Here is a 23,461-nt window from a genome sequence, read left to right on the forward strand (position 1 = left end):
TGGCTTTTTTGTGCAGGCAGGCGCTTTTTTCTGGCGGTGAGCAACAAGCGGGGTGCCATCGTTATTACTGTTTCAATATATGTCGAAGTTTGGCGGAAACTTATATTAATACAGCGGGCCATGCCGGTTGCTTAGATGGCGTAATTGTCATTTTGACGTCAGAAAGTTGATAGCCCATGGTCATGCCGCTGATATATCGGCGATAAAAAAGGCGCCCGTGAAAGGGCGCCACAAGATCCTCTCTGCCGCAGGAGCATGGTCGTCAGAGAGGAGTAGAGCTCGGGGCGTTTCAGGCGTCCGGTTGCGCAGGGGCGCGGGTCGGGGCCTCGACGGGTGTCTGGTTTGGTTTCCCGCTCTCGGAGGACGTCTGTTCGCGCTCGGTGCGGGGTATCTGCTGGCTGATGGGGAAGTTGTCCCAGTAGTGCTTCATGCGTTCAGCGCCGCCTTCGGCGAACGCTGCACCCGAGCAGGCAATCATCAGACCGGCGAGCAGGAGTGTGGAGGCTTTCATGTGCGGTGTCCCATTGACGGTTATCGGAGTCCGTCGCGTCCCTGTGACGAAGCAGTAATAAAAGTATGGTGCGATCTTATTAACGGGGGGTTAACAGGGCGCTGAAGGCGGGATGACAATTCTGTCATCCCGGATGAGAGGAGAGGCACTGATGGCCCACTGGCTATGGGCCGTGCAGGAAGAAGGGCGGGTTAAAGCTTCCAGTCCAGGCTCAGGGTCAGGGTGCGCGGTTCGCCCCAGTAGACGCCGTTATAGAAGCCGACCCGTTCGTAGTATTGCTTGTCGAACAGGTTAGTGACGTTGAGCGAGGCCGACAGATGCGGGTCGAACTCGTAGCGCGACATCAGCCCGGCCACACTGTAGGCCTGCTGGTGGATGCGGGTGTTTTCGCTGACGAGGCGCCCGTCGCCATCGCGCCCCACCGGCCGCCGGCTGTTGCCGTAGATTTCGCTTTGCCAGTTCAGGCTGCCGCCGACGGTCAGCGCCCGCCACTGGCCCGGCAGGCGATAGGCCGTCGACAGGCGCAGCATGTTCATCGGCTCGCCGCCGTTGGCACGCTGTTTTTCGCCGTCCAGGGCGTGGGTGTAGGTGTAGCCGGCGCTGAGGTTCCAGCCCGGGAGGATTTCCCCCGAGGCCTCGGCCTCGAACCCCCGCACCTTGCCGCCTTTGCCGCCTGACTTGTAGAACTCCTCGCCGGTGACCGGGTCCGGCGGCACCGAGCTGTCCAGTTCGGCGACGTTGTCCTGCGTGCTCCAGAACACCGCGGTGGCCAGGTTCAGGCGTTCCTCCAGCAGGCTGCCCTTGAGCCCCAGCTCGTAGTTGCTGCCGACTATCGGCTCGAGGTATTTGCGGCTGGCGTCGCGCTCGGTCTGGGGCTTGAAGATGTCGGTGTAGCTGACATACACCGTGTATTCGGGGGTGAGGTCGTACAGCAGGCCGGCGTAGGGCGTCCACATGTCGTTGTGCTGCTGGCGGGTGTCCTCTAGGCTGGTCAACTGGTTGTTGGCGTCGTAGCTGCGAGAGCGGCTGTGGGCGCTCCAGCTGCCGTAACGGCTGCCGAGCACTGCATGCAGGTCGTCGCTCAGGCTCAGGCGGGTGGCCAGGTAGCCGGCCTGTTGCCGGGTGCTGTCGCCGGAGCCGGGCAGGTTGGTCACGGTGTCGGGAAACTTGGCGATGCCGCCCATGTATTTCCAGTCGGCGATGCTGGTGTAGCCCGGCGGTCTCGGGCCGTCGACGGTATAGGGCGACGACTCGCGGCGCTCGGCCTCGCCGTAGCCCAGCATCAGTTCGTGTTCGCGGCCCAGCAGGCTATAGGGGCCGGCCAGGTTGATGTCGTACACGCGCATTTTCTGCGTGCCGATCATATGGCTGGTCCAGGCGGTCATGCCCGAGCGGTCGGCTTCCGGGAAACCGGCGCCGCCGTAGTAGACCTTGCCGTCGCTGTCGCTGTCGCGGTGGGTATAGGCGGCTTTCAGGTGCCAGTCGTGGCCCAGGCGCTGGTCGAGGGTGGCGAAGGCGGTCTTGTCCTTGAGCGGCCAGGAACTCCAGTGCGCCGCCATGTTGCTGGAGCGCGGCAGGTTGGCCTTGCCGCCCGAGGCGTTCCAGTAGGGCACGGTGCCCCAGGAGGTGCCCTGGACCTGCTTGTCCTGGTAGTCGTAGCCCACGGCCAGGGTGGTGCTGTCGGTCAGGTCGGCCTCGAGCATGCCGTAGCCGACTTCCCGCTGCAGCTGGTAGTGGTCGCGAAACGACTGGCTGTCGCGATAGGCCAGCACCGTGCGCCCGCGCAGGCGACCGTCGAACCCCAGGGGGCCGCCGACATCGACGTAGCTGTAGTAGTTGTCGTAGCTGCCGCCACTGACGCCGGCCTTGGCCGCCCATTCGTGGGTCGGCCGCTTGCGCACCATGTTGACCGTGGCCGAAGGGTCGCCGGCGCCGGTGGTCAGGCCGGTGGCGCCGCGGACCACCTCGATGCGGTCGTAGATGATGGTGTCCGAATCGGACTTCATGCGGTTGAAGGTGTTGAGCATGCCATCGATCTGGAAGTTGTCGATGGAGTAGCCGCGGGAGGAATAGATCACCCGGTCGGAGTCCAGGTGCTGGACCACCACCCCGGTGGTTTGCCCCAGCACTTCGGACAAGGTATCGAGCTTGAAATCGTCCATCTGCTGGCGCGTTACCACCGACACCGATTGCGGGGTTTGCTTGATCGACAGGTTCAGGCGTGTGGCGGTGCTCATGCTGCCGGTGGTGTAGGACCCGCTGTTTTCCGTGGTGGTGCCCAGGCCCTGGGCGGTGATGCTGGTGGCATCGAGTTCCAGGGCCTGGGCGCCGCGCTCAGTGCTCTGCGCGGATTCGCTTTCAGCCAGCAGCTCGGGGCTCAGGAGCGCGCTGCCCAGCGCAGCACTGCCCAGCCCGAATGTCAAAGTCATGGAACGGGTGAATGGCGCGAACATCGCTGCCGTCTCCTTGTCGTCGAGGGAAAAATCCGTTTGCACTGAGACGAAAAGGAGGAGGGGTATTTAGGCTAAACGAGAATAATTATTATCTTTCGGGTACAAAAATGCCCCATGAAGGGGCATTGAAGGCTGGTATTACGGGGCTGCGTGAGCCCCGTAGGAAAAGGCTTATTCTGGCAGCGCTTATTTCTGTGCGATTTATTTTTGTGCGATTTATTTTTGTACCACCGCGGTGGGTGGCGGCGCCTTGGGTTTCATCAGGCTGAAGTCGATCAGGGCTTTCTCGTTGCGCTCATAAGGGTTGCCGATCAGCAGCGGGCGCGGCTTGAAACTGTCGCTGACCAGGCTCTTGCTGCGGTCCAGCTCGTCGGAACTCAGGCCGGCCATGTCGGCCCAGGTGTGGATCAGGTGCGAGCTGCTGTAGGGGCGGCCGAGGTCGCCGGCGAAGTTCCAGTCGTGGTCCTGCTTCCACTTCGGCGAGGCCCAGGCGATGAAGGGAATGGTGTACATCGGCGCGGTCGGCTTGCCTTCGTTGCGGCCCAGGGTGTTGTGACCGACGGAGTCGAACACGTCTTCGCCATGGTCCGACAGGTACAGCAGGAAGCCGTTGGGGTCGGTCTTGGCGTAGTCCTTGATCAGGCTCGAGACCACAAAGTCGTTGTACAGCACGGCGTTGTCGTAGCTGTTGTAGGTCGGTACCTGATCGTCGCGCACGCCGGCCGGCACGCCGTTGCGGTCGGTGAACTTGTCGTAGCTCGGCGGGTAGCGGTACTGGTAGCTCATGTGGGTGCCCAGCAGGTGGACCACGATGAACTTGCGCGGCGCGCCGTCGGCCAGGGCCTTGGAGAACGGCTCCAGCACGTCGCCGTCGTACTGGCGGGCGTTCTGGTTGCGGTTGTTGTTCAGGTACACCTGCTCGTCCGCCTGCTCGGAGAAGGTGGTGAGCATGGTGTTGCGCTTGGTCATGGTCTGCTGGTTGGTGATCCAGTAGGTCTTGTAGCCGGCCTGCTTCATCACGCTGACCAGGGACGGGGTCTTGAGGTACAGGTCGGGGTTTTCTTCGTCGGCGAAGGTCAGCACCTGCTGCAGGGCTTCGATGGTGTAGGGGCGTGGGGTGATGACGTTGTCGAAGATCGCCAGTTGGTCCTTGAGCTTGTCCAGCTCCGGTGTGGTCTGGCGCGGGTAGCCGTAGAGGCTCATGCGTTGGCGGTTGGTCGATTCGCCAATCACCAGGACCAGGGTCGAGGGCTGGTTGGCCATGCTGTCCTTGAGGTTGTGCAGCGGCGGGATCTTGCTCACGTTGTCGAGCATGCCCTGCATGTTTTCCAGCTGCTCGCGATAGCGCCGGTAGGCCACTACCATCTGCCAGGGCACCGCGGGCTCGATGCGCGTCTCGAATTTCTCCAGGCCGCCGGCGAAGCTGCCGGTGCGCGCGGTCTGCTTGATCAGCGGGTAGCCGATGACGGCGATCAGGATCGCCATGGCCGCCACCAGCGCGCGGCCGCGTGGCAGGTAGACCGGGCGCAGGCGGGTCCAGAGGAAGATGGCGAAGGCGGTATGGGCGAGGAACGCCAGCACCATCCACCAGGCGAAGTACTGGGTCAGGTACTCACCGGCTTCGGAGGGGTTCGACTCGAACATGATGAAGATGACGCTCTGGGAGAACTCCTGCTGGTAGATGAAGAAGTAACCCAGGCTGGCCATGGAACAGGCCCAGAGCACCACGCCTATGACGGCGGCCATCGCGCGGGTGCGGGCCGGGAACAGCAGCATCGGCGCCAGCCAGATCGCGCTCATGATGAACGCCTGGCGGAAACCGGCGAAGCCGGAAGTGTCGGTCAGTTGGATCAGTAACTGGGTGATGCCGGAGAAGTACCAGAAGAACAGGAAGAGCCAGCCCAGGCCCGCCCAGTCAAACCCTTTCGCGGACGTCTTGTCGCGTTTAAACACAGCCATCGAGCGCTCCAGCTTCATTGAACATGACATTCGCCGGAAAGCTTCGACTACCTCGGCGAACGCGCGCCGCGCCCGTGGGGGGCGGCAATATGGCGCCGGAGTATCCATAAGCCGGTGTGAAAACTTTGTGAGTTGGTACCTGCGTGTCAGATAATGCCGTCGCCAGGAGGCAGACGGGTAAAAAGAAGCCGGCGATCCATCGAGGACTCGGCCGGCTTCATTGACAACCTGTTGCAAGGACCGGCCACGGCGGGCGGGCTCCTCGGATCCTCAGGCGTGGAGCTGGGTGACGGCAGCCACCTGACCCTGGTTCTGCAATGCCAGGCGCAGTTGCGCCAGCTCTTGCTTCAACTGGTCGCGCTCGCTCTTCAGTGCGCGCAACTCGTCACGACGGATAGTGACGTAGAGGGTTTGTGCAGGTCGTGCCGGTAGTACTGTGCCCATTGCTCACCTCGCAAATGGCGTGCATCAACTGTGGTCCGGCCGCTCGAATTCCGGGGCCTGAAACACTATCGGCGGCAATTTTGATTTCTTTTGCCGGCAAAGGGAACTTTTTTATTTTCAGCGGTCGTTGTGCCTTCGCGGCGTTTCGCGTCGTTATCCACTCACTGCTTGGGAAACACTGCTTTGAAACTTAGTCCGGCCGCTCTGGACTAACCCTCACTGGCCTCGTTGGGCTATAACCGTTTGACACAATTTAGTAGTAAGGAGCATCAGCACATGCAACTGGGGATTATCGGACTGGGCCGCATGGGCGGGAACATTGCGCGGCGCCTGATGCTCAATGGGCATGAAACCGTGGTCTATGACCGCAACAGCGCTTTTGTCAGCACCCTGAGTGGCGAAGGCGCCAAGGGCGTCGCCGACCTGCCGGCCCTGGTCGCCGGCCTGGAAAAGCCACGCGCGGTCTGGGTCATGCTGCCGGCTGGCGCGCCCACCGAAGACACCATCGAAACCCTCAGCCAGTTGCTCGAACCGGGCGACGTGATCATCGATGGCGGCAACACCTACTATAAGGACGACATCCGTCGCGCCCAGGCGCTGGCGGAAAAGGGCCTGGACTACATCGACGTCGGCACCTCCGGTGGCGTCTGGGGCCTGGAGCGCGGCTACTGCATGATGATCGGCGGCGACGCCGAGGTGGTACGCCGCCTGGACCCGCTGTTCGATGCGCTGGCACCGGGCATGGGCGACATCCCGCGGACCAGGGACCGGGTGGCTGAAGACGATCGCGCCGAGCGCGGTTACATCCATGCCGGTCCCGCCGGTGCCGGGCACTTCGTCAAGATGATCCACAACGGTATCGAGTACGGCATGATGCAGGCCTTCGCCGAAGGCTTCGACATCCTCAAGACCAAAGCTTCGCCAAGCTTGCCGGAAGACCAGCGCTTCGACCTCAACGTCGCCGATATCGCCGAAGTCTGGCGCCGCGGCAGCGTGGTCTCGTCCTGGTTGCTGGACCTGACCGCCGACGCCCTGGCCAGCGATCCGCAACTCGACGGTTTCTCCGGCGAAGTGGCCGACAGCGGCGAAGGTCGCTGGACCATCGAAGCCGCCATCGAGCAGGCAGTGCCGGTACCGGTGCTGTCGAGCTCGCTGTTCGCCCGTTTCCGTTCCCGCCAGCAGAGCACCTATGGCGACAAGATGCTGTCGGCCATGCGCTTCGGCTTCGGCGGCCACGTGGAGACTGCGAAAAAATGACCGCCTCGCGAAAGAAGTCCAAGGCTCAACCCGCTCCACCCACCACGCTGTTTCTGTTCGGCGCCCATGGCGACCTGGTCAAGCGCCTGCTGATGCCGGCGCTGTACAACCTCAACCGTGACGGCTTGCTGGATGAGGGGCTGAAGATTGTCGGCGTCGATCACAACGCGATCAGCGATGTGGATTTCGCCAAGAAGCTCGAGGACTTCATTCGCACCGAGGCCGCCGGCAAGGTCGGCAACGGCGCGCAAGCGCTGGACCCGGCGCTCTGGGCCAAGCTGGCCAATGGCATCAGCTATGTCCAGGGCGACTTCCTGGACGACAGCACCTACGACGCGCTGGCGGCGAAGATCGCCGCCAGCGGCACCGGCAATGCGGTGTTCTACCTGGCCACCGCACCGCGCTTCTTCAGTGAAGTGGTGCAGCGCCTGGGCGCGTCGGGGTTGCTGGTCGAAAGTGACAACGCGTTTCGCCGGGTGGTGGTGGAGAAGCCGTTCGGCTCCGACCTGCCAACGGCGCAAGCGCTGAACGAATGCCTGCTCAAGGTGATGAGCGAGAAGCAGATCTACCGGATCGACCATTACCTGGGCAAGGAGACGGTGCAGAACATTCTGGTCAGCCGTTTCTCCAACAGCCTGTTCGAGGCTTTCTGGAACAACCATTACATCGACCACGTGCAGATCACCGCGGCGGAAACCGTCGGGGTGGAAACCCGTGGCAGCTTTTATGAAAACACCGGCGCCCTGCGCGACATGGTGCCCAATCACCTGTTCCAGCTGCTGGCGATGGTCGCCATGGAGCCGCCGGCGGCCTTCGGCGCCGATGCGGTACGCGGCGAAAAGGCCAAGGTGGTGGGGGCGATTCGTCCCTGGAGCACCGAAGAGGCCCTGGCCAACTCGGTGCGTGGCCAGTACGTGGCGGGCAAGGCGGGCGGCAAGCCGGTGGCCGGCTACCGCGAAGAGGCCAACGTGGCCCCGGACAGCAACACCGAAACCTACGTCGCCCTCAAGGTGATGATCGACAACTGGCGTTGGGTCGGCGTGCCGTTCTACCTGCGCACCGGCAAGCGCATGAGCGTGCGCGACACCGAGATCGCCATCTGCTTCAAGCCTGCGCCCTACGCGCAGTTTCGCGACACCGAGGTCGACCGCTTGCAGCCGACCTACCTGCGCATCCAGATCCAGCCCAATGAAGGCATGTGGTTCGACCTGCTGGCGAAAAAGCCCGGACCGACCCTGGACATGGCCAATATCGAGCTGGGTTTCGCCTACAAGAACTTCTTCGAGATGCAGCCTTCCACCGGCTACGAGACGCTGATCTACGATTGCCTGACGGGCGACCAGACCCTGTTCCAGCGCGCCGACAACATCGAAAACGGTTGGCGCGCGGTACAGCCGTTCCTCGATGCCTGGAAGGAAAAGGCCAAGGTCCATATCTACCGGGCCGGCGAAGACGGACCGGCGGCCGGCGACGAGTTGCTGACCCGCGATGGCCGTGAATGGCACAGCCTCGGATGAGGGGCGAGGGGCAACATCCCATCCAGTTCCTGCTCAGCGACATGGACGGCACCTTGCTGTTGCCCGATCACAGCCTGAGCCAGCGCACCATCGCCGCGGTGCGCGCACTGCGCGAAGCCGGGGTGTTCTTCAGCCTGGCTACCGGGCGGCCGCCGCGGGCCATGTTGCAGCAGATCGAAGCCCTGGGCGTCGACCTGCCGACCGCGGCGTTCAATGGCGGCACCATCGTCAACCCCGATGGCAGTTTCCTGGTGCGCCACCACGTGCCGGTAGCGGTCGCCAGCACCGTCCTGGCGCTGCTGTCGCCGCAGCCGGAAGTGGAGGTCTGGGTGTTTGCCGACGGTGAATGGCTGCTGCGCAACCCCCACGGGCCGATGGTGCCGCGCGAGCAGCATGGCCTGGGTTATCCGCCGGTGGTGGTGGAGTGTTTCGACCACTACCTGCCACGCATCGACAAGATAGTCGCCGCCAGTGCCGACACCGAGCTGTTGCTGGAGCTGGAGGCGCGCTTGCTGGAGCAGGTCGGCGGGCAGGCGCAAATTTCCCGTTCGCAGCCGGTGTACCTGGACGTGACGGCGCTGCAGGCCAACAAGGGGCAGGCGCTGATCACCCTGGCGGAGTTTCTCGGAGTGCCGCTGGAGCGTACCGCAGCGCTGGGCGATGGCGGCAACGACCCGGCGATGTTCCAGCAGGCCGGGTTGTCGATTGCCATGGGCCAGGCCGAAGCGGCGGTGCAACGCCAGGCCGACCGGGTGACGGGCAGCAATGTCGCCGATGGCGCCGCCGAGGCGATCGAGCGATTCATCCTGCCGCGCTAATGCAAAACTTGTAGCCGCTGCCGTAGGCTGCGATCGACCCGCAGGGTCGCGGCGGTCTCCAGATCGCTGAAGGCCTTCGGCCTTATCGCAGCCTGCGGCAGCGGCTACAGGTTTATCGTTCGCGGCACTGCGGCAGCGATTACGGGCTTACAGCCAGTAGCTCACCGCATACCAGCCCAGCACACCCATCACCAGGGTGTAAGGCAGCGCCATCCACACCATGCGTCCATACGACAGGCGCACCAGCGGCGCGATCGCCGAGGTCAGCAGGAACAGGAACGCCGCCTGGCCGTTGGGCGTGGCCACGCTCGGCAGGTTGGTGCCGGTGTTGATCGCCACTGCCAGGGTCTCGAAGTGCTCGCGGCTCATCTGCCCGGAAACGAAGGCCTGCTTCACTTCGGTGATGTAGATGGTGGCGACGAACACGTTATCGCTGATGGCCGACAGCAACCCGTTGGCGATAAACAGCATGCCCGGCTGCTGGCCCGCCGGCAGCGCCAGTACCCACTGGATCAGCGGGGTGAACAGCTGCTGGTCGTGAATCACCGCCACTACCGCGAAAAACACCACCAGCAGGGCAGTGAACGGCATCGCATCCTTGAAGGCGTTGCCCAGGCGGTGCTCGTCGGTGATGCCGGTGAACGCGGTAATCAGCACGATCACCATCAGGCCGATCAGGCCGACCTCGGCGATATGCAGGGCCAGTGCGGCAATCAGGATCAGCGCGGCCACGCCCTGCACCAGCAGCGCCGCGCGTTGCCGGTCGGTGCGTTCGGCGTTGTCTTCGGCGGCGTAGTTGGCCAGCACCGCGCGCACGTTGTCCGGCAGCAGGGTGCCGTAGCCGAACCAGCGCAGTTTCTCCAGCAGCACGCAGGTCACCAGCCCGGCCACCAGCACCGGCAGGGACACCGGGGCGACCTTGAGGAAGAAGTCGGCGAAGTGCCAGCCCATTTCATGGCCGATCAGCAGGTTCTGCGGCTCGCCCACCAGGGTGCAGACGCCACCCAGGGCGGTGCCCACCGCGCCATGCATCAGCAGGCTGCGCAGGAAGGCACGGAACTGTTCCAGATCCTGGTGATGCAACTGGGGCAGGTGCCGGTCGTCGTGGAATTCGCTGTCCTGGCGCGGGTCGCGGCCGGACGCCACCCGGTGATACACCGAATAGAAGCCCACCGCGGCGCTGATGATCACCGCGGTGACCGTCAGCGCGTCGAGAAACGCCGAGAGGAAGGCCGAGAGAAAGCAGAACAGCAGGCCCAGCAGCGCCTTGGAACGCACTCCCAGCAACAGCCGGGAGAACAGGAACAGCAGCAGTTCCTTCATGAAATAGATGCCGGCCACCATGAACATCAGCAGCAGGATCACCGGGAAGTTGTGCACCAGTTCGTCGTACAGCGCCTGGGGCGTGGTCATGCCCAGCGCCACGGCTTCCAGCATCAGCAGGCCGCCGGGCATCAGCGGATAGCACTTGAGGGCCATGGCCAGGGCGAAGATGAACTCGGCCACCAGCATCCAGCCGGCCGCCACCGGGCCGACCGTGAACAGCAGCAAGGGGTTGAGCAGCAGGAAGGCGAGGATGCTGGCTTTGTACCAGCGCGGTGAATGGCCGAGAAAGTTGTGGGTGAAAGCCTGGGCCAGTGAACCGGACATTGGCTGCTCCTTGTATTGAAGAAGCGCGCAACTTGCCGCAAGCACCGGTGAAGATCAAGAAACTCTGAAATCTTTTGCCACAAATGCCACCGGGGCCCGTGCAGGAGCCGATAAACCAGCTCCTGCGGGCCGCGTCGGTCAGTCTTCGCGTTTGACCACCAGGGTCAGGATGTCGTAGCTGGCCACCAGCTCACCCAGCTGGTTAGTGACCTCCACGTCCCAGGCCACCACCCCCTGGGGGATGCCTTGCGGGTTCTGCTTGCCCTGGTCGATCTTGCGTTTGCAGGTCAGGCGCGCCTGGAGGGTGTCGCCGATGCCCACCGGATTGATGAAGCGCAGGGTATCCAGGCCGTAGTTGGCCAGCACCGGGCCTGGCGCCGGGAACACGAACAGCAACGACGCGCTGGAAAACACCGACAGTCCGCTGCCTGACGTGGGCGAAAGTTTCTATCGGCGTTTTGGCGGTTTGAAGTAAGGCTCTTCAATACGCCGCCCTCGTTCAGGAACACTCGAGTACCGGGGGCGCCTGGCGAGGGATGTGCGGCAGACACTAAGGCGTCCGTCAGGTGCGGACTAAGGCTGTAATAAAGAGCTTTTAACGGGGGTCTGAAGAGTCGCCTTGAAACAGGCGAGGGAAAGGCGGCTCAGGCAGCAAAAGTTGAACTTTCTGCTAACTGGCTAAAGTGCGGATATATCAACTGCGACAAAATAACGCAGATCACCCGAAGGTGATCTGCGTCCGTGTTCTTACTCTGGCATGGCCCAGGATTGCAGCTTGTAACCTTCCTGGCTCAGTTCGGCGCGGGCCTGTTTCAGCAGGTCTTCCAGTTGTGCCGGGTCGGAGTAGGCGCTGCTTGGAATCTGTTTGCGGCCAATACGGGTATTGGTGCGGTCGATGACGGTCAGGCTCAGTTCGCCGTTACCGTCTTGTGGGGCCCAGGCGACGCATTGGAATGGCTGGAATGCGCGGTCGGCGATCAAAAGTGCTTCGTTGATACGGAGCGGGGCGTTCATGGGGTCTTCTCTCTATGTGCCCAATCAAATGATGTGCCGTCGGTTGGGCTTACCGTTCGGCTGGTTACTTGTACTGATGTCTCGAACCAGGGATCAGGTCACATAGAAAGACCAGAATTTACAACTTTTGTTCACAGCCGCGATGCAGAGCCTTCTTTTGAAAGCTGAATGAAAGATTGGCGCATGGAAATAAGCCAGGCTTTTGGATCCATGTAACGGTTAGTCCAAATGGTGATTGGCGCTATAAACAATCGATACAAGACCCCGTCAAGTAATTGCTAATGTTACAGCCAGGTTTGCCAAACTATTGTTTCTCATAACTTTTCCTCTTTTTGGCGCCAAGGAACAGTCATGCTTGAAGCGACCGCCCAACGTCGTCTGTTAGTGGTAGACCCGTGCGACGCTTGCCATCGTCTGCTGCCTGGATTACGCATGGTGGGCTGGGATGTCGACAGTTGTGACCTGGAATCGGCCGTCGATCGTGGCTGTGACGTCGGTTTGCTGCGTTTGCAGGCTTTTCACCTGGAGCGACCGGAAGCGGTCAAGGACCTGATCAGCCGCAGCGGTACCGAGTGGATCGCGGTGCTCAGCCCGGACGTGCTGCGCCTGCAGAAAGTCGGCGATTTCGTCTGCGAGTGGTTTTTCGATTTCCATACCCTGCCGTTCGATGTCTCGCGGGTCCAGGTGACCCTCGGACGGGCCTTCGGCATGGCCCGCCTGCGTGGCCAGGGGCACATCCATGTCGCTCAGCCCGAGCATGAGCTGCTGGGCGACAGCCGACCGATCCGCGACTTGCGCAAACTCTTGAGCAAGCTGGCGCCCACCGAGTCGCCGGTGCTGATTCGCGGCGAAAGCGGTACCGGCAAGGAACTGGTGGCCAGGACCCTGCACCGGCAGTCGCAGCGTCACAGCAAGCCCTTCGTGGCGATCAATTGTGGGGCGATCCCCGAGCACCTGATCCAGTCCGAGCTGTTCGGCCATGAGAAGGGCGCGTTCACTGGCGCCCATCAACGCAAGGTCGGGCGTATCGAGGCGGCCCATGGCGGCACGCTGTTTCTCGACGAAATCGGCGATCTGCCGCTGGAGCTGCAGGCCAATCTGTTGCGCTTCTTGCAGGAAAAACACATTGAACGGGTGGGTGGCAGCCAGCCGATCCCGGTGGATGTACGGGTGCTGGCGGCGACTCACGTCGACCTCGAGGCGGCGATCGACAAGGGGCGCTTTCGCGAAGACCTGTATTACCGCCTGAACGTGTTGCAGGTGGTCACCGCGCCACTGCGCGAACGGCATGGCGATATCGGCATGCTGGCCAGTCATTTTTCCCACTTCTATAGCCAGGAAACCGGGCGCCGGCCGCGCAACTTCAGCGAAGACGCGCTGGTGGCCATGGGCAAGCACGACTGGCCGGGCAATGTCCGCGAACTGGCCAACCGGGTGCGGCGTGGCCTGGTACTGGCCGAGGGCCGGCAGATCGAGGCCCGGGACCTGGGCCTGCTCAGTCCGCAGGCGAGCATCGCGCCCATGGGCACGCTGGAGGACTACAAGCACCGGGCCGAGCGCCAGGCCCTGTGCGACGTGTTGAATCGGCACAGCGACAACCTGAGTGTCGCGGCCAGGGTGCTGGGCGTATCGCGCCCGACTTTCTACCGGTTGCTGCACAAGCATCAGATCCGCTAGGGCGGTGCGACGAAAAGGCCCGCGGCGAGGTGATCGCCGCGGGCCTTTTTTTGCCTGGCGTTTAGAAGTAGTAGGGGAATTTCAGGCTGAAGGTGAAGTCTGGCGCATCGTCGGTCAGGCCGATGGACAGGTTGGGCACTATGGTCAGGTTGTCGGTGGCCGCCACGGTCATGCCGACGTTGAAGTAACCGGCATTGGCATCGCTGGACACCACGGATTGCCAGTCGCCGCCATCTTCCTTGAGCTTGCTCTTGCGCTGGACCAGGTCCGAGAAGGAGAACGACATACTCATCTTCTCGTTCAGGGCAAAGGCGATGCCCATGCCGATCTGGAAGCTGTCGCCGAGCTTGACCTTGCCCGGGGTCTTCTGGTTGACCGTGGAGCTGATGTCGTCGAACGACTCTTCCAGGTTGTGGGTGTAGGAGAGGGTACCGAACAACACTGCCGGGTCGAAGGTCTTGACCAGCGAGATACCAGGGGTGATGGACCAGACGCCGTTACCGGTCGGCAGGTCATCCGGGACGAACAGGTTGGTGTTGTCCTGGACCTGGCGCAGCTTGATGCCGAACGGCTCTTCGCCGGTCGGCGCCTTGACGCGCAAGGACAACACCGCGTCCGGGGTATTGACCGACTCGTCGAGGAATTTGTAGGCGATGCCGAAGTTCACGTCGCCGAGGGTCGGGTCCTTGGACACGCTCTTCTCGCTGGTGACGCCCGCCGCGCCGTTCTGCGCGCCGCCGGACTGGTAGGTCGATTCGCGGTAGATCACCGGCACGTTGACGTCGAACTGCCAGCGGTTGTCCAGGTTGTAGCGGGCCGTGAGGTCGAGGGTCCAGCTGTCGGCCTTGATCCGGTCCAGGTTGATGTTGCCGAGGAAGATCGAGTCCAGCGCCAGGAAGCCATTGAGAATCAGCTGCCGGGTGTCGTAGCGGGAGTAGGTCAGGCCGGTCTCGACACTGAACTTGCCGCCGCCGAAGAAGCCGCTGGCTTCGTCGTACAGGTTGGACACGCTCTGCGCCGGTTGCGAATCATCCCTGAGCGATTCCCCGTAAGAGCTGCCGCCGGCCAGGGGCGGCTTGGTAACGGCCCCCGCCACCTGTTGGTTGCCACGCATGTCCGCTGGCGACTTGGCCAGGCGTTTCGGTGGTGGCGCCGCCGGTTGCTCCTCGACCTGGCGTACCCGCTGCTCCAATACCGCCAGGGCTTTCTGCTGCACTTCGTAACGTTGCTTAAGCTCCAGTAGTTCTTGTTTCAGGGCCTCAACGTCGGCATCAGGCGCTGCCTGCAGCAGTGCAGCCGGGAAGAGCGTGCTCAAACATACAACCGCGCGCAGCGAGACTGATCGATACATGAAATAAGCCGTCCCTTTGAGCCTAATGATCGAGAATCAGCGTAGTTCAATATCCCAGGTTGCGAAGGCCCTTGAGCTGAGTCAGGTTGCAGTCCAGTGCGCCGGTGCTCGCCCCGTTATTGTTGAGTACCACGTTCAACTGGGTCATGTTGCTGACCAGGTTGCTGTCGCCCAGCAGGCGAGTGTTCTGCAGCAAGCCGCCCTGGGCCACTTGTTGCAGGGCCGAGCCCTGGTTGTTATTGGCCTGGATGGCCATCTGGATGCCGCCACCGGTGGCGGACACGGCCACGCTGCCCGCGGCATTGCTGCCGCTGATGGTTTGCCCGCTCATCAACAGCTGGCCTTGCGCCGGCACCAGCGCCGGAGCATGGCTGGCTTCCTTGACGTCGATGGAAACGTTGTTATAGGCGGTGTTGCCGTCGCCCGCCGCGCGCACGCTCTGGGTCACTCCCTGGGTGGTGGCCAGGCCCGCGCCGCCGATCACGTTGCCCGAGCCCTGGGTCGGCGTCGAGCCGTTGCCGGCTTCCTTGATCGTGGAGACATAGAATTCCGGTTTGATCGTCGATTGCTGGATCTGCATCGAGGTGGTGGCGCCGATCAGATCGCCCGAGGCGTTGCGCCAGGTGCTGCTCATGACAATGCCGAAGCTGATGATCCGCCCCGGCATGACGTAGCGACCGCGGAGCTCGGAGAGTTCCTGGTCCTTGATTTCGATAGGCTTGAACCCTGCATAGGCGTATGCAGGAAAACTTGTGACCAGGCAGGCAGCGGCCAGCCAGTAAGCGCTTTTCATCTGCTGCTCCCGGAGCATCCTGCCCCTTTATCCTTAGGGCGACCCTAGAAGAAGTCGCTCTGAATGAAACCGAATTCCATCAGTTCTGCGTCTTTGACCGGGTTGAAGGTATCCAGCTTGTTCTTTGCGGTCAGCGGGTTGGGCGGGTCGAGCAAGGCGTTGGCCTTGTCGTAGCCGGGACCGACGACGGCGAAGACGATACCGTTCCAGCCTTTGACAAAGTCTTCGTGGGAGTAGCGTTTATGGCCCAGGACGGGGTCGCCGATATAGACCCAGTCTTTGTGTGCCCGCTGCATGACCACGAAGTGCTTGTAACCACGAATGTCCATCAGTACCACCACCGGAATGGAGACCGCCTGCAGTTTGTCGGGAGGTATCCGGTAGCCCCGGGCGCGCATGCCGATGCTTTCCAGGTAGCGCTTCATGTCCAGCATGGAGAAACCCTGGGTACGCACAAGGTCCTGGTCGGCGGTGGCCAGCATGCCTTTGATGACCTGCTCCTCATCGACGTCGAGCCAGTAGGCCTGGCGTAGCACCGTCGCCAGCGCGGCGGCGCCGCAGCTGAAGTCGGTTTTCTGCTCGACCAGGTCGGCGAATTTGCGCTCCCGCACGCTCTGCACCTGCTTGTACACCAGGTTTCCGCCAGGCAGCGCGGCCACCGGCATCTGCGCGGCCTGAGCCAGGCCCGCCAGGCACAGCAAAAGGGAGAAGGTCGCCATTCGCATGATCGCTACGCCTTGTGGGACTGTGGAAAAGCCCCGTTGCCGGGGCTTTCGTCACGCTCGTGATTACAGGCAGGCTCTGCAGCCGGCAGCGATGGACAGCGAGTTGCTTTGTTGGTTGCCAACACCCGCCGAGACGTTGGCGCCGCCGTTGCCGGAGAAGCCGTTCATCGAGCCAGACATCGACGCGTTGTTGATCACAGGGTTTTTCCAGCCGTCTTTGGTCAGCACTTGCTTCGTCCAGACGCCGGAAAGTTCGATCGTCCCTTGTTCCTTGAAGGTGAACTTCTGATCGTCGTTATCGTAGCCACCACTACGATCGCCGTAGCCATGATGACCACCGCCATGGTGATCGTCGTCGCCCTGGATCTTGCCGTAGCCGGTGCCTTTGTAGGTGCCGGAGGCATTGAACTCGCCGGTGAGGGTGTCTTTTTTGTAGGTACGTACACCCTTGTTATCCACGTCCAGGCCGGTGACGGTCTGGTCGGCCGAAGCCGATGCGGTCGCTACGCGTCCGCCGGATACGGCGATTGCCAGGTTGTTTTTCTGTTGGTTGAGGTCGCCGGCGGTGACGTTGATGCCGATGTTGCCGGAGCCGCCGTTGCCAGCATTGTCGAGTGTTGCGCTGTTTTGCGTGGACCAGTTTTTCACCGTGTTGTTGGTGTTGGTCTGGGTCGCGCTGGAAGTGGCTACCGCGCTGCCGAAGATGAAGCTTTCATCGGCGGTGGCCAGGGCGACGGCGTTGTCTTGTTGGTTGCCGGCGCCGGCAGCCACGTTGGCGCCCATGTTGCCGTTGGAGTTGTTCATCGAGTCGCTGGCGTCGGCGTTGTTGTGGGTGCCGCGGTTGCTGACGCTGTTGCCCGAGCTGAACTGCTCATCGGTTACGTTGGCCGCGGCGCCGGCGGTGATTTGCAGCTTGGTTTTGAGGTCTAGACCGTCGTGGCCTCCATGACCGCCATGACCACCGTGGTGACCATTGTGACCGCCATGGCCACCGTGGCCGCCATGACCGCCGTGACCTCCGTGATTGTCGTCATTGCCCGCATGTGCGGCGATCGCCATGACCGCAGCCAGGGCAAAAACCAGTGGCTTGAGCGCCATTGTAGGTTTCATGGTGTTTCTCCGTGCTTATTTAGTTGGTTAAGTGTTGGTACTTTCCAATCGCACTGCTGCGGGTCAGTCAGCGACCCGTATGCTCAGGGTGTTAGCCATTCGGTTCCCCACCCCGGCACTCTGGTTCACCTGAATCACTCCCCGGCTGCCGGTGAAGGCCTGGTCGCTGGTAACGACCTGGCGGCTGCCTTTAGAAGCGTCAGTTGCTCCCGAGCCTGGTAACAGCGCCACGTTCTGCTGGGACAGGACGCTGTCGTCGATGCTTTGCGGCTGGGCACTGATGCCCACCCGCATTGCGTTGACCATCTGGTTGTTGGCCCCGGCTCCCTGGTTCACGCCCAGGACCCCGTTGCCGTTGCTGAAAGCGTTGCCGCCGATGCTGCTGGTGGCGTCGATCGCGCTGCTGGCCGGTGTGCCGAGCTTCTGCCGGACCACGGTGGTGGCCTGGGCGTCGGTGCCGATGGCGATGGCGCGTGTGTTGGTCTGTTGCTGTTGGTCGCCGGCGGCCTGGTTGACGTTGAAGTTGCCGTTGTAGCGGGCGCCGGAGTTGTGAAGGGTGGCGGTGTCCACCGCCTGGATGCCTGGGTCGGCCATCACCGAAGCACAGCCGAACAGGGCAAGCCATACGAGGGTACGAGTCATCTCATTGGCCTCCGGCCAGTCTGCCCAAAGGAGCCAGGCCAGAATTCAGCGAGCGGTTGATGGTGCCGGAGATGGCGCCACCGCTGCCGCCGCCGTGGCCGGCGCTCATGCCGGTCATGCCGTTGGGGTTGGTGACGGTGTTCAGCCCCTGCAGGTTCACACCGTTGGGCATGACGTTGCTGCTGATCGTGGAACCGCTGCTGACCCCGGCAAAATCGCCGTCGCTCAACTCGGTATTGCTGGTCATCTGTTTGACCCGCGCCGATGGGTTGGCATTGACGGTGGTCGGGTAGGGGTCAGGATGCAGCGGAGGGCGGCCGACGCTACGAGGTTGCACGTCGCGGTCGAGAACAATCCGGCCGTCCCTGATGTCGCCGGCAGCCTGGACCGGGAGGCTGAGCAGCGAGCTGATGGCACAGCCGATCAGCAGGAGGTGGGTCAGAGCTGAATTGCGATTCTCCACGGCAGCATTCCCTTCTTCTATCGCTGGCCTTAGCCGGCGTTGCGAGGGTAGAGAGCAGAAGCCGTGCCGCTTTTTTGATTGTTTCAAAAATTCAACAGGTTACGAATAGACAAGGGTGTTACAGGGACAGGGGTGTTTCAACGATGAGACCCGTGTCGCCTCCGGCAGCCTGGTAGTACCATGGCGACGCTCTGGATCGGGAGGCTCGCGACGGGCTGTATCAGCGTTTTAACAGATGGCTGAAGGGCAATGAGAAGCCCTTTGAATTGGCCGCTTTGCGCAGCGACGGGTGTTTCAGGAGTGGACATTTGTCCTGCTTGCAGAGGAGAAAAACCGCGGACAAGGAAAGGATCCGGCTAACCCTGAAGCAGGCGCTCGACCCGCTTGAATGCCCGCTGCCGACGGGTCTCCCAGTCGCCGCGAATCACTTCGAAGGGCTGCTGGTGTCGCACCAGCCAATCACCGGTGGCCTTGAAGAAGGCCAGGCGCTCGCTCAGTTCGGGTTGGCAGCGCTGGCCATCGTCGCACCAGCCGACATCTTCCGGCGAGAGGAGCAGGTGCAGATCATAGCCGCGAGCCAGCAGCTCGGGTTCCAGCCAGTCCGGGCAGGCGCCGAACAGGGTCTGGCTCCAGAGCATATTGCTCAGCAGGTGCGTGTCGAGAATCAGCAGCGGCGGGTGTTGCGCCCGGGCCTGGTCTTCCCAGGCCAACTGGCCGCGGGCAATCTCCGGGATATCCGCCAGGCAGGTGTCGCGCCGATGCTGTTCGATGAAATGGCGGACGTACTCGCCCACCTGGATGCCACCGAAGCGCGCCTGCAAGTGGCCGCTGAGCCAGCTTTTGCCGCTGGACTCGGGGCCGGTCAGTACCAGGACCTTCATGCCGGGCGCAACGCCGGGTCGGCCCGCCAGGCGCGCCAGCCCTGTACGGCCAGCAGGGTGAACAGCCCGTACAGTGCCGCGGTCAGGTACAGGTCCTTGTAGATGAACAGGCCGACAAAAATCACGTCGACGGCAATCCACAGCGGCCAGCATTGCACATGCTTCTGCGCCATCCACCATTGCGCCACCAGGCTGAAACCGGTCAACGCGGCGTCCAGCCAGGGTTGCGCGGCATCGGTCCAATGGGCCATGGCGGCCCCCAGCAGCAGGCTGCCGACCGCCCCGAGGCTCAGGCCCAACAGCATCGAGCGGGGCGCCAGCAGGCTGACCGGACGCCCCTGGTGGCTGGCGCCGCCGCGGGTCCATTGCCACCAGCCATAGAGTTGCAGGGCGGCGTAGACCACTTGCAGCAGCATGTCCGAATACAGCTTCACCTCGAAGAAGATCCAGCTGTACAGCAGCACCATGACCAGGCCGATCGGCCAGCACCAGGGGTTCTGTCTGACTGTCAGCCAGACGGCGATCACGCCGAGTGCAGCGGCGAACAGTTCAAGCCCGGACATGAAAACTACCTGGAAGCGGAGGAGGGTGCGGATTGTAACCAGAAGCGGCCTTGCATGTTAGTGAAGGCCGGCAACCGTGGCGGGGCGAACCCCGCCAACGGAACGTCTCAGACCCGGAACTGGCGCAACAGGCCGTTGAGCTGCTCGCTCAGCTCTTTCAGGTGCAGGCTGGCGGCACTGGACTGCTCGGCCGCCAGGGCCGTGCTGTGGGACAGGCCGGCGGCCTGGGTCACGTTCTGGTTGATGTCTTCGACCACGTGGGCCTGTTGCAGGGTGGCGCTGGCGATGGAGGCGTTCAGCCCGTTGAGGTTGCGCAGGGCCTGGCCGATGGCATTCAGGCTTTCCCCGGCCAGCCCGGCCTGCTCGATGGTCTGCCGCGAAGCCCGGCTGCTGTCGCCGATGACTTTCACTGCGGCTTCCGAGTGCCCTTGCAGGCGCTCGATCATCGACTGGATCTCGGCGGTGGACTTCTGCGTCCGCTGGGCCAGCAGGCGCACTTCATCGGCCACCACGGCGAACCCACGGCCCTGTTCGCCGGCACGGGCGGCTTCGATCGCCGCGTTGAGCGCCAGCAGGTTGGTTTGCTCGGCGATGGCGTGGATCACTTCCAGCACGCTGCCGATCTGGGTGCTTTCCTGGGCCAGGGTGCGAATCACCTCCACGGCCTGGTCGATGGTGGCCGACAGCCGGTCGATCTGCTGCAGGCTGCCGTCGATATTGACCTGGCCCTGCTGGGCCTGGGCTTCGGCGTCGCGCATCTCGCTGGCGGCGTGCTCGGCATTCTTCGCCACGTCCTGTACGCCGTAGGTCACCTGGTTGATGGCGGTGGCCACCAGTTCCATCTGCTGCGACTGCTGCTGGCTGCGTTCCTGGGCCTGGCTGGCGTTGGTCCCCAGGTCGGTGGAGGATTGCGCCAGGGCGCTGGCCGACACTTGCAACTGGCTGACCACAAGACGCAGCTTGGCGGTGAAGCCGTTGAAGTGCCGGGCCAGCTCGGTGACTTCATCCTGGCCGTGGGTGTCGAGGGTACGGGTCAGGTCGCTTTCGCCGCTGGCGATGTTGGCCATGGCGTGCACGGTTTCCTGCAGCGGGCGGACGATGCTGCGGGCGATCAGCAGCACCAGCAGGGCCATGAGCAGGGCAATGGCGATGCCGCCGGCCGAGGCTTTCACCAGCTGGCTGCGGAACTCGACCTCCACGTCGTCGATGTACACCCCCGAACCGATGATCCAGCCCCAGGGCTGGAACAGCTGGACATAGGAGGTCTTCTGCACCGGCTCGCTGGCGCCCGGTTTCGGCCAGCGATAGTTGACCATGCCGGCGCCCTTGGCTTTGGCGACGGCCACCATTTCGTTGAACAGGGCAAAGCCGTCGGGATCGCGAATGGCCGAGAGGTTCTGGCCATCGAGCTTGGGGTTGGTCGGGTGCATGACCATGACCGGGGTCAGGTCGTTGATCCAGAAATAGTCGCTCTGGTCGTAGCGCAGATTGCGTATGGCGCTCAGCGCCTGCTTCTGCGCCGTCGCGCGATCGAGGCTGCCGGCGCTTTCCAGGCCCTGGAAATAGGCCAGCACGCCATTGGCGGTCTGCACCACGTGCTGGGTCTTCTGGGCCTTGGCCTGGTACAGGTCGTCGTGGATCTGCTTGAGCATCAGCATGCCCAGGGTCAGCAGCATCAGCACCGCCACAATCAGGATCAGCCACAGCCGGCGGCTGATCGACATTCTGCGTAAGCTGTTCATGAATCTGTCACTCCCGATTGTTGTTCTTGTAATGGAAACACCCTGTACATCCGTCATGCGCTCCTTGCAGTCAGGTCGATCGGATTCTCTCAACGCGACAGCGTTTATCGCGTCTGTCTGTTAGGATTTCGGCTTCATCGCGAAAAACCTGAATCCGGCTGATTTTTCACGGAATTTTCAAGGGCGATGATGATCCTATTGCGGCTGCGAAGTCGCGATGCACGCGTCAGTGAAGATTGAAGAAAAACTAAAAAGGCATGCCACGGCATGGCCTTCGGGGGATTGATGGAGCTTTGGACTGCCGTACAGGCATTGATTTTGGGAATTGTGGAAGGGCTGACGGAGTTTCTGCCCATCAGCAGCACGGGCCACCAGATTATCGTTGCGGACTTGCTCAACTTCGGCGGCGAGCGCGCCATGGCGTTCAACATCATCATTCAGCTGGGGGCCATTCTCGCGGTGGTCTGGGAGTTTCGCCGCAAGATCCTCGACGTGGTCACCGGCCTGCCGACCCAGCGCAACGCCCAGCGTTTCACCCTCAACCTGCTGATCGCCTTCATGCCCGCCGTGGTGCTGGGGGTGATCTTCGCCGACCTGATCCATGAATACCTGTTCAACCCGATCACCGTCGCCACGGCGCTGGTGGTGGGTGGCCTGGTCATGCTCTGGGCCGAACGCCGGCAGCATGAAATACATGCCAACAACGTGGACGAAATCAGCTGGAAAGATGCCTTGAAGGTCGGTTTCGCCCAGTGCCTGGCGATGATCCCAGGCACCTCGCGCTCGGGCTCGACCATTATCGGCGGCCTGTTGTTCGGCCTGTCGCGCAAGACCGCCACCGAGTTCTCATTTTTCCTGGCCATGCCGACCATGGTCGGTGCCGCGGTCTACTCGGGCTACAAGTACCGCAACCTGTTCCAGCCGGACGACCTGCCGGTGTTCGCCGTCGGTTTCATCACCTCGTTCATCTTCGCGATGATCGCGGTCAGGGGCCTGCTCAAGTTCATCGCCAACCACAGCTACGCGGCGTTTGCCTGGTATCGCATTGCCTTCGGCCTGGTGATCCTCGCCACCTGGCAGTTCGGCTGGGTCGACTGGACCGCGGTACACGCCTGATGAACGCACGCAACCAGAACCGCCCTGGCGAAGTCGCCGGGGCTCGGATCCAGCAGCCAAGGCTCAAGGCGGCGATCTTCCTGCTGCTCTGCGCCTTGCCTCTGTGCGGTTCGCTGCTGTTGGGCCTGAAGGGGATTTCCTGGATACCGCTGGCGGCCTATGGCGCGGTCAGCGTGCTGACGTTCTTTCTTTACTGGAGCGACAAGCGCAAGGCCCGCAGCGACAGCTGGCGGACCCCGGAAAACGTCCTGCACGCCGTGGAGCTGGCCGGTGGCTGGCCAGGCGCCTTGCTGGCGCAGCAGGCCTTTCGCCACAAGACCCGCAAGCTGTCCTATCAACTGGTGTTCTGGCTGATCGTGCTGCTGCACCAGGTGTTCTGGATCGACCGGCTGTTTCTCGAAGGCAGCCTGTTTTCGCTGTTCTAGAGTAACAACCCGGCCTGTACCCGCTTGGGCAGCTTGCTCACTACCAACTGGTGGGAGCGCTGCAGCAAGTCCCGCAGTTCACCGGCGCCCAGCGGGTAGGGCGTCTGCATGATGATCCAGTGCGCCCGGGCCAGGTACGGCGCCGGCGCGATGCCGGGACGGTCGACATGGCCGAGGAACAGCTCCTTGTCCACCTTGAACGCCAGTGACTCGCCCCGCAGGTTCTGCAGGGCGAACATCTTGTTGCCAGCCACGGAAAACACCCGCACGCCGCCCCACTTGTAGTCTTCGCGCGCCCCTGGCAAGTCCAGGCAGAATTGCGCCACATCCGCTTCAGTCATGGTTTTTCC

General features: G+C 62.6%; 22 protein-coding genes and 1 pseudogene. 6 read left to right on the forward strand and 17 right to left on the reverse strand.

Annotated features, from left to right (window positions below; all coding sequences use genetic code 11):
- Positions 1-289 precede the first annotated feature (289 nt).
- The 4 genes from IF690_RS14495 to IF690_RS14510 all read right to left on the reverse strand — a co-directional run bounded on the left by IF690_RS14495 (position 290) and on the right by IF690_RS14510 (position 5,367).
- Positions 290-511: a hypothetical protein gene (locus IF690_RS14495; protein ID WP_202701204.1), complete on the reverse strand. Its 222-nt coding sequence runs from the start codon at positions 509-511 to the stop codon at positions 290-292.
- 191 nt (positions 512-702) lie between these two features.
- Positions 703-2,964, reverse strand: coding sequence for a TonB-dependent siderophore receptor (locus tag IF690_RS14500; RefSeq protein ID WP_202701206.1), 2,262 nt, complete (start codon positions 2,962-2,964; stop codon positions 703-705).
- A 216-nt stretch (positions 2,965-3,180) separates the two neighbouring features.
- Complete coding sequence (locus tag IF690_RS14505; RefSeq protein WP_202701208.1) at positions 3,181-4,923, reverse strand: phosphoethanolamine transferase CptA; 1,743 nt, start codon at positions 4,921-4,923, stop codon at positions 3,181-3,183.
- A 270-nt stretch (positions 4,924-5,193) separates the two neighbouring features.
- Positions 5,194-5,367 carry a DUF6026 family protein gene (locus IF690_RS14510; protein ID WP_202701210.1) on the reverse strand — a complete coding sequence of 58 codons (174 nt, stop codon included), beginning with the start codon at positions 5,365-5,367 and terminating at the stop codon, positions 5,194-5,196.
- A gap of 243 nt (positions 5,368-5,610) precedes the next feature.
- Between IF690_RS14510 and gnd the strand changes: the two genes are divergently transcribed.
- Genes gnd through IF690_RS14525 form a run of 3 tightly spaced genes read left to right on the forward strand, consistent with a single transcriptional unit; the run spans position 5,611 to position 8,959 of the window.
- Entirely contained in the window at positions 5,611-6,624 is a 1,014-nt protein-coding gene (gene gnd / locus IF690_RS14515; protein WP_286673845.1) for a phosphogluconate dehydrogenase (NAD(+)-dependent, decarboxylating), read from the forward strand.
- A complete protein-coding gene (zwf, locus tag IF690_RS14520) occupies positions 6,621-8,141 on the forward strand; it encodes a glucose-6-phosphate dehydrogenase (protein ID WP_202701214.1) in 1,521 nt (506 codons plus the stop codon). The genes gnd and zwf overlap by 4 nt, the downstream gene beginning before the upstream one ends.
- Positions 8,138-8,959, forward strand: a complete 822-nt coding sequence (locus tag IF690_RS14525) for an HAD family hydrolase (protein WP_202701442.1) — start codon at positions 8,138-8,140, stop codon at positions 8,957-8,959. Before zwf ends, IF690_RS14525 begins: the two co-directional genes overlap by 4 nt.
- Before the next feature lie 147 nt (positions 8,960-9,106).
- On the opposite strand, the gene nhaB is transcribed toward IF690_RS14525, so the two are convergent.
- From nhaB to IF690_RS14540, 3 genes and pseudogenes are all read right to left on the reverse strand, one after another.
- Positions 9,107-10,609, reverse strand: coding sequence for a sodium/proton antiporter NhaB (nhaB, locus tag IF690_RS14530; RefSeq protein WP_202701225.1), 1,503 nt, complete (start codon positions 10,607-10,609; stop codon positions 9,107-9,109).
- Between the two features lie 138 nt (positions 10,610-10,747).
- Positions 10,748-11,032 (reverse strand): annotated as a pseudogene (locus tag IF690_RS14535) (MaoC/PaaZ C-terminal domain-containing protein); the annotation flags it as partial.
- A gap of 324 nt (positions 11,033-11,356) precedes the next feature.
- On the reverse strand, positions 11,357-11,623 hold the full coding sequence (locus IF690_RS14540) for a hypothetical protein (RefSeq protein ID WP_009048883.1): 267 nt from the start codon (positions 11,621-11,623) through the stop codon (positions 11,357-11,359).
- Positions 11,624-11,974: 351 nt separating this feature from the next.
- On the opposite strand from IF690_RS14540, the gene IF690_RS14545 reads away from it, so the two are divergent.
- Complete coding sequence (locus IF690_RS14545; RefSeq protein ID WP_202701231.1) at positions 11,975-13,300, forward strand: sigma-54 dependent transcriptional regulator; 1,326 nt, start codon at positions 11,975-11,977, stop codon at positions 13,298-13,300.
- 61 nt (positions 13,301-13,361) lie between these two features.
- Here the strand turns inward: IF690_RS14545 and fapF are convergent, their stop codons facing one another.
- The 9 genes from fapF to IF690_RS14590 form a co-directional block, all read right to left on the reverse strand.
- Positions 13,362-14,651 (reverse strand): fibril amyloid transporter FapF, encoded by a 1,290-nt coding sequence (gene fapF, locus IF690_RS14550; protein WP_202701232.1) that lies wholly within the window; start codon positions 14,649-14,651, stop codon positions 13,362-13,364.
- 46 nt (positions 14,652-14,697) lie between these two features.
- Positions 14,698-15,444 carry a fibril amyloid subunit FapE gene (gene fapE / locus IF690_RS14555; protein WP_202701233.1) on the reverse strand — a complete coding sequence of 249 codons (747 nt, stop codon included), beginning with the start codon at positions 15,442-15,444 and terminating at the stop codon, positions 14,698-14,700.
- Positions 15,445-15,488: 44 nt separating this feature from the next.
- Positions 15,489-16,169, reverse strand: coding sequence for a fibril amyloid maturation endopeptidase FapD (fapD, locus tag IF690_RS14560; RefSeq protein WP_202696177.1), 681 nt, complete (start codon positions 16,167-16,169; stop codon positions 15,489-15,491).
- Between the two features lie 63 nt (positions 16,170-16,232).
- Positions 16,233-17,279: an amyloid-like fimbrin subunit FapC gene (fapC, locus tag IF690_RS14565; protein WP_202696178.1), complete on the reverse strand. Its 1,047-nt coding sequence runs from the start codon at positions 17,277-17,279 to the stop codon at positions 16,233-16,235.
- 63 nt (positions 17,280-17,342) lie between these two features.
- Positions 17,343-17,921, reverse strand: coding sequence for a fibril amyloid subunit FapB (gene fapB / locus IF690_RS14570; protein WP_124313509.1), 579 nt, complete (start codon positions 17,919-17,921; stop codon positions 17,343-17,345).
- Between the two features lies 1 nt (position 17,922).
- A complete protein-coding gene (gene fapA, locus IF690_RS14575) occupies positions 17,923-18,384 on the reverse strand; it encodes a functional amyloid chaperone FapA (RefSeq protein WP_202696179.1) in 462 nt (153 codons plus the stop codon).
- Between the two features lie 356 nt (positions 18,385-18,740).
- Positions 18,741-19,265, reverse strand: coding sequence for an AAA family ATPase (locus IF690_RS14580; protein WP_202696180.1), 525 nt, complete (start codon positions 19,263-19,265; stop codon positions 18,741-18,743).
- Positions 19,262-19,828, reverse strand: coding sequence for a nicotinamide riboside transporter PnuC (pnuC, locus tag IF690_RS14585; protein WP_202696181.1), 567 nt, complete (start codon positions 19,826-19,828; stop codon positions 19,262-19,264). Before pnuC ends, IF690_RS14580 begins: the two co-directional genes overlap by 4 nt.
- 107 nt (positions 19,829-19,935) lie before the next feature.
- Positions 19,936-21,570: a methyl-accepting chemotaxis protein gene (locus IF690_RS14590; protein ID WP_202696182.1), complete on the reverse strand. Its 1,635-nt coding sequence runs from the start codon at positions 21,568-21,570 to the stop codon at positions 19,936-19,938.
- A 285-nt stretch (positions 21,571-21,855) separates the two neighbouring features.
- Between IF690_RS14590 and IF690_RS14595 the strand changes: the two genes are divergently transcribed.
- Together IF690_RS14595 and IF690_RS14600 are read left to right on the forward strand one after the other, a co-directional pair.
- Complete coding sequence (locus IF690_RS14595) at positions 21,856-22,686, forward strand: undecaprenyl-diphosphate phosphatase (protein WP_202696183.1); 831 nt, start codon at positions 21,856-21,858, stop codon at positions 22,684-22,686.
- Complete coding sequence (locus IF690_RS14600) at positions 22,686-23,111, forward strand: DUF1294 domain-containing protein (RefSeq protein WP_202696184.1); 426 nt, start codon at positions 22,686-22,688, stop codon at positions 23,109-23,111. Before IF690_RS14595 ends, IF690_RS14600 begins: the two co-directional genes overlap by 1 nt.
- On the opposite strand, the gene IF690_RS14605 is transcribed toward IF690_RS14600, so the two are convergent.
- Entirely contained in the window at positions 23,108-23,452 is a 345-nt protein-coding gene (locus tag IF690_RS14605; protein ID WP_202696185.1) for an MmcQ/YjbR family DNA-binding protein, read from the reverse strand. The two genes, IF690_RS14600 and IF690_RS14605, sit on opposite strands and share 4 nt — an antisense overlap.
- Positions 23,453-23,461 lie beyond the last annotated feature (9 nt).

The sequence above is a fragment of the Pseudomonas sp. SK3(2021) genome, assembly GCF_016772375.1.
GTDB lineage: Bacteria > Pseudomonadota > Gammaproteobacteria > Pseudomonadales > Pseudomonadaceae > Aquipseudomonas > Aquipseudomonas chlororaphis_I.

Coding starts and splice junctions, on each gene's coding strand:
- IF690_RS14580 (WP_202696180.1), bottom strand. CDS start 19,265: ATGAAGGTCCTGGTACTGACCGGCCCCGAGTCCAGCGGCAAAAGCTGG.
- nhaB (WP_202701225.1), bottom strand. CDS start 10,609: ATGTCCGGTTCACTGGCCCAGGCTTTCACCCACAACTTTCTCGGCCAT.
- fapB (WP_124313509.1), bottom strand. CDS start 17,921: ATGACTCGTACCCTCGTATGGCTTGCCCTGTTCGGCTGTGCTTCGGTG.
- IF690_RS14590 (WP_202696182.1), bottom strand. CDS start 21,570: ATGAACAGCTTACGCAGAATGTCGATCAGCCGCCGGCTGTGGCTGATC.
- IF690_RS14495 (WP_202701204.1), bottom strand. CDS start 511: ATGAAAGCCTCCACACTCCTGCTCGCCGGTCTGATGATTGCCTGCTCG.
- fapC (WP_202696178.1), bottom strand. CDS start 17,279: ATGAAACCTACAATGGCGCTCAAGCCACTGGTTTTTGCCCTGGCTGCG.
- IF690_RS14540 (WP_009048883.1), bottom strand. CDS start 11,623: ATGAACGCCCCGCTCCGTATCAACGAAGCACTTTTGATCGCCGACCGC.
- IF690_RS14505 (WP_202701208.1), bottom strand. CDS start 4,923: ATGGCTGTGTTTAAACGCGACAAGACGTCCGCGAAAGGGTTTGACTGG.
- IF690_RS14595 (WP_202696183.1), top strand. CDS start 21,856: ATGGAGCTTTGGACTGCCGTACAGGCATTGATTTTGGGAATTGTGGAA.
- pnuC (WP_202696181.1), bottom strand. CDS start 19,828: ATGTCCGGGCTTGAACTGTTCGCCGCTGCACTCGGCGTGATCGCCGTC.
- IF690_RS14525 (WP_202701442.1), top strand. CDS start 8,138: ATGAGGGGCGAGGGGCAACATCCCATCCAGTTCCTGCTCAGCGACATG.
- IF690_RS14500 (WP_202701206.1), bottom strand. CDS start 2,964: ATGTTCGCGCCATTCACCCGTTCCATGACTTTGACATTCGGGCTGGGC.
- fapD (WP_202696177.1), bottom strand. CDS start 16,169: ATGCGAATGGCGACCTTCTCCCTTTTGCTGTGCCTGGCGGGCCTGGCT.
- fapF (WP_202701232.1), bottom strand. CDS start 14,651: ATGTATCGATCAGTCTCGCTGCGCGCGGTTGTATGTTTGAGCACGCTC.
- IF690_RS14545 (WP_202701231.1), top strand. CDS start 11,975: ATGCTTGAAGCGACCGCCCAACGTCGTCTGTTAGTGGTAGACCCGTGC.
- IF690_RS14510 (WP_202701210.1), bottom strand. CDS start 5,367: ATGGGCACAGTACTACCGGCACGACCTGCACAAACCCTCTACGTCACT.
- IF690_RS14600 (WP_202696184.1), top strand. CDS start 22,686: ATGAACGCACGCAACCAGAACCGCCCTGGCGAAGTCGCCGGGGCTCGG.
- fapE (WP_202701233.1), bottom strand. CDS start 15,444: ATGAAAAGCGCTTACTGGCTGGCCGCTGCCTGCCTGGTCACAAGTTTT.
- IF690_RS14605 (WP_202696185.1), bottom strand. CDS start 23,452: ATGACTGAAGCGGATGTGGCGCAATTCTGCCTGGACTTGCCAGGGGCG.
- zwf (WP_202701214.1), top strand. CDS start 6,621: ATGACCGCCTCGCGAAAGAAGTCCAAGGCTCAACCCGCTCCACCCACC.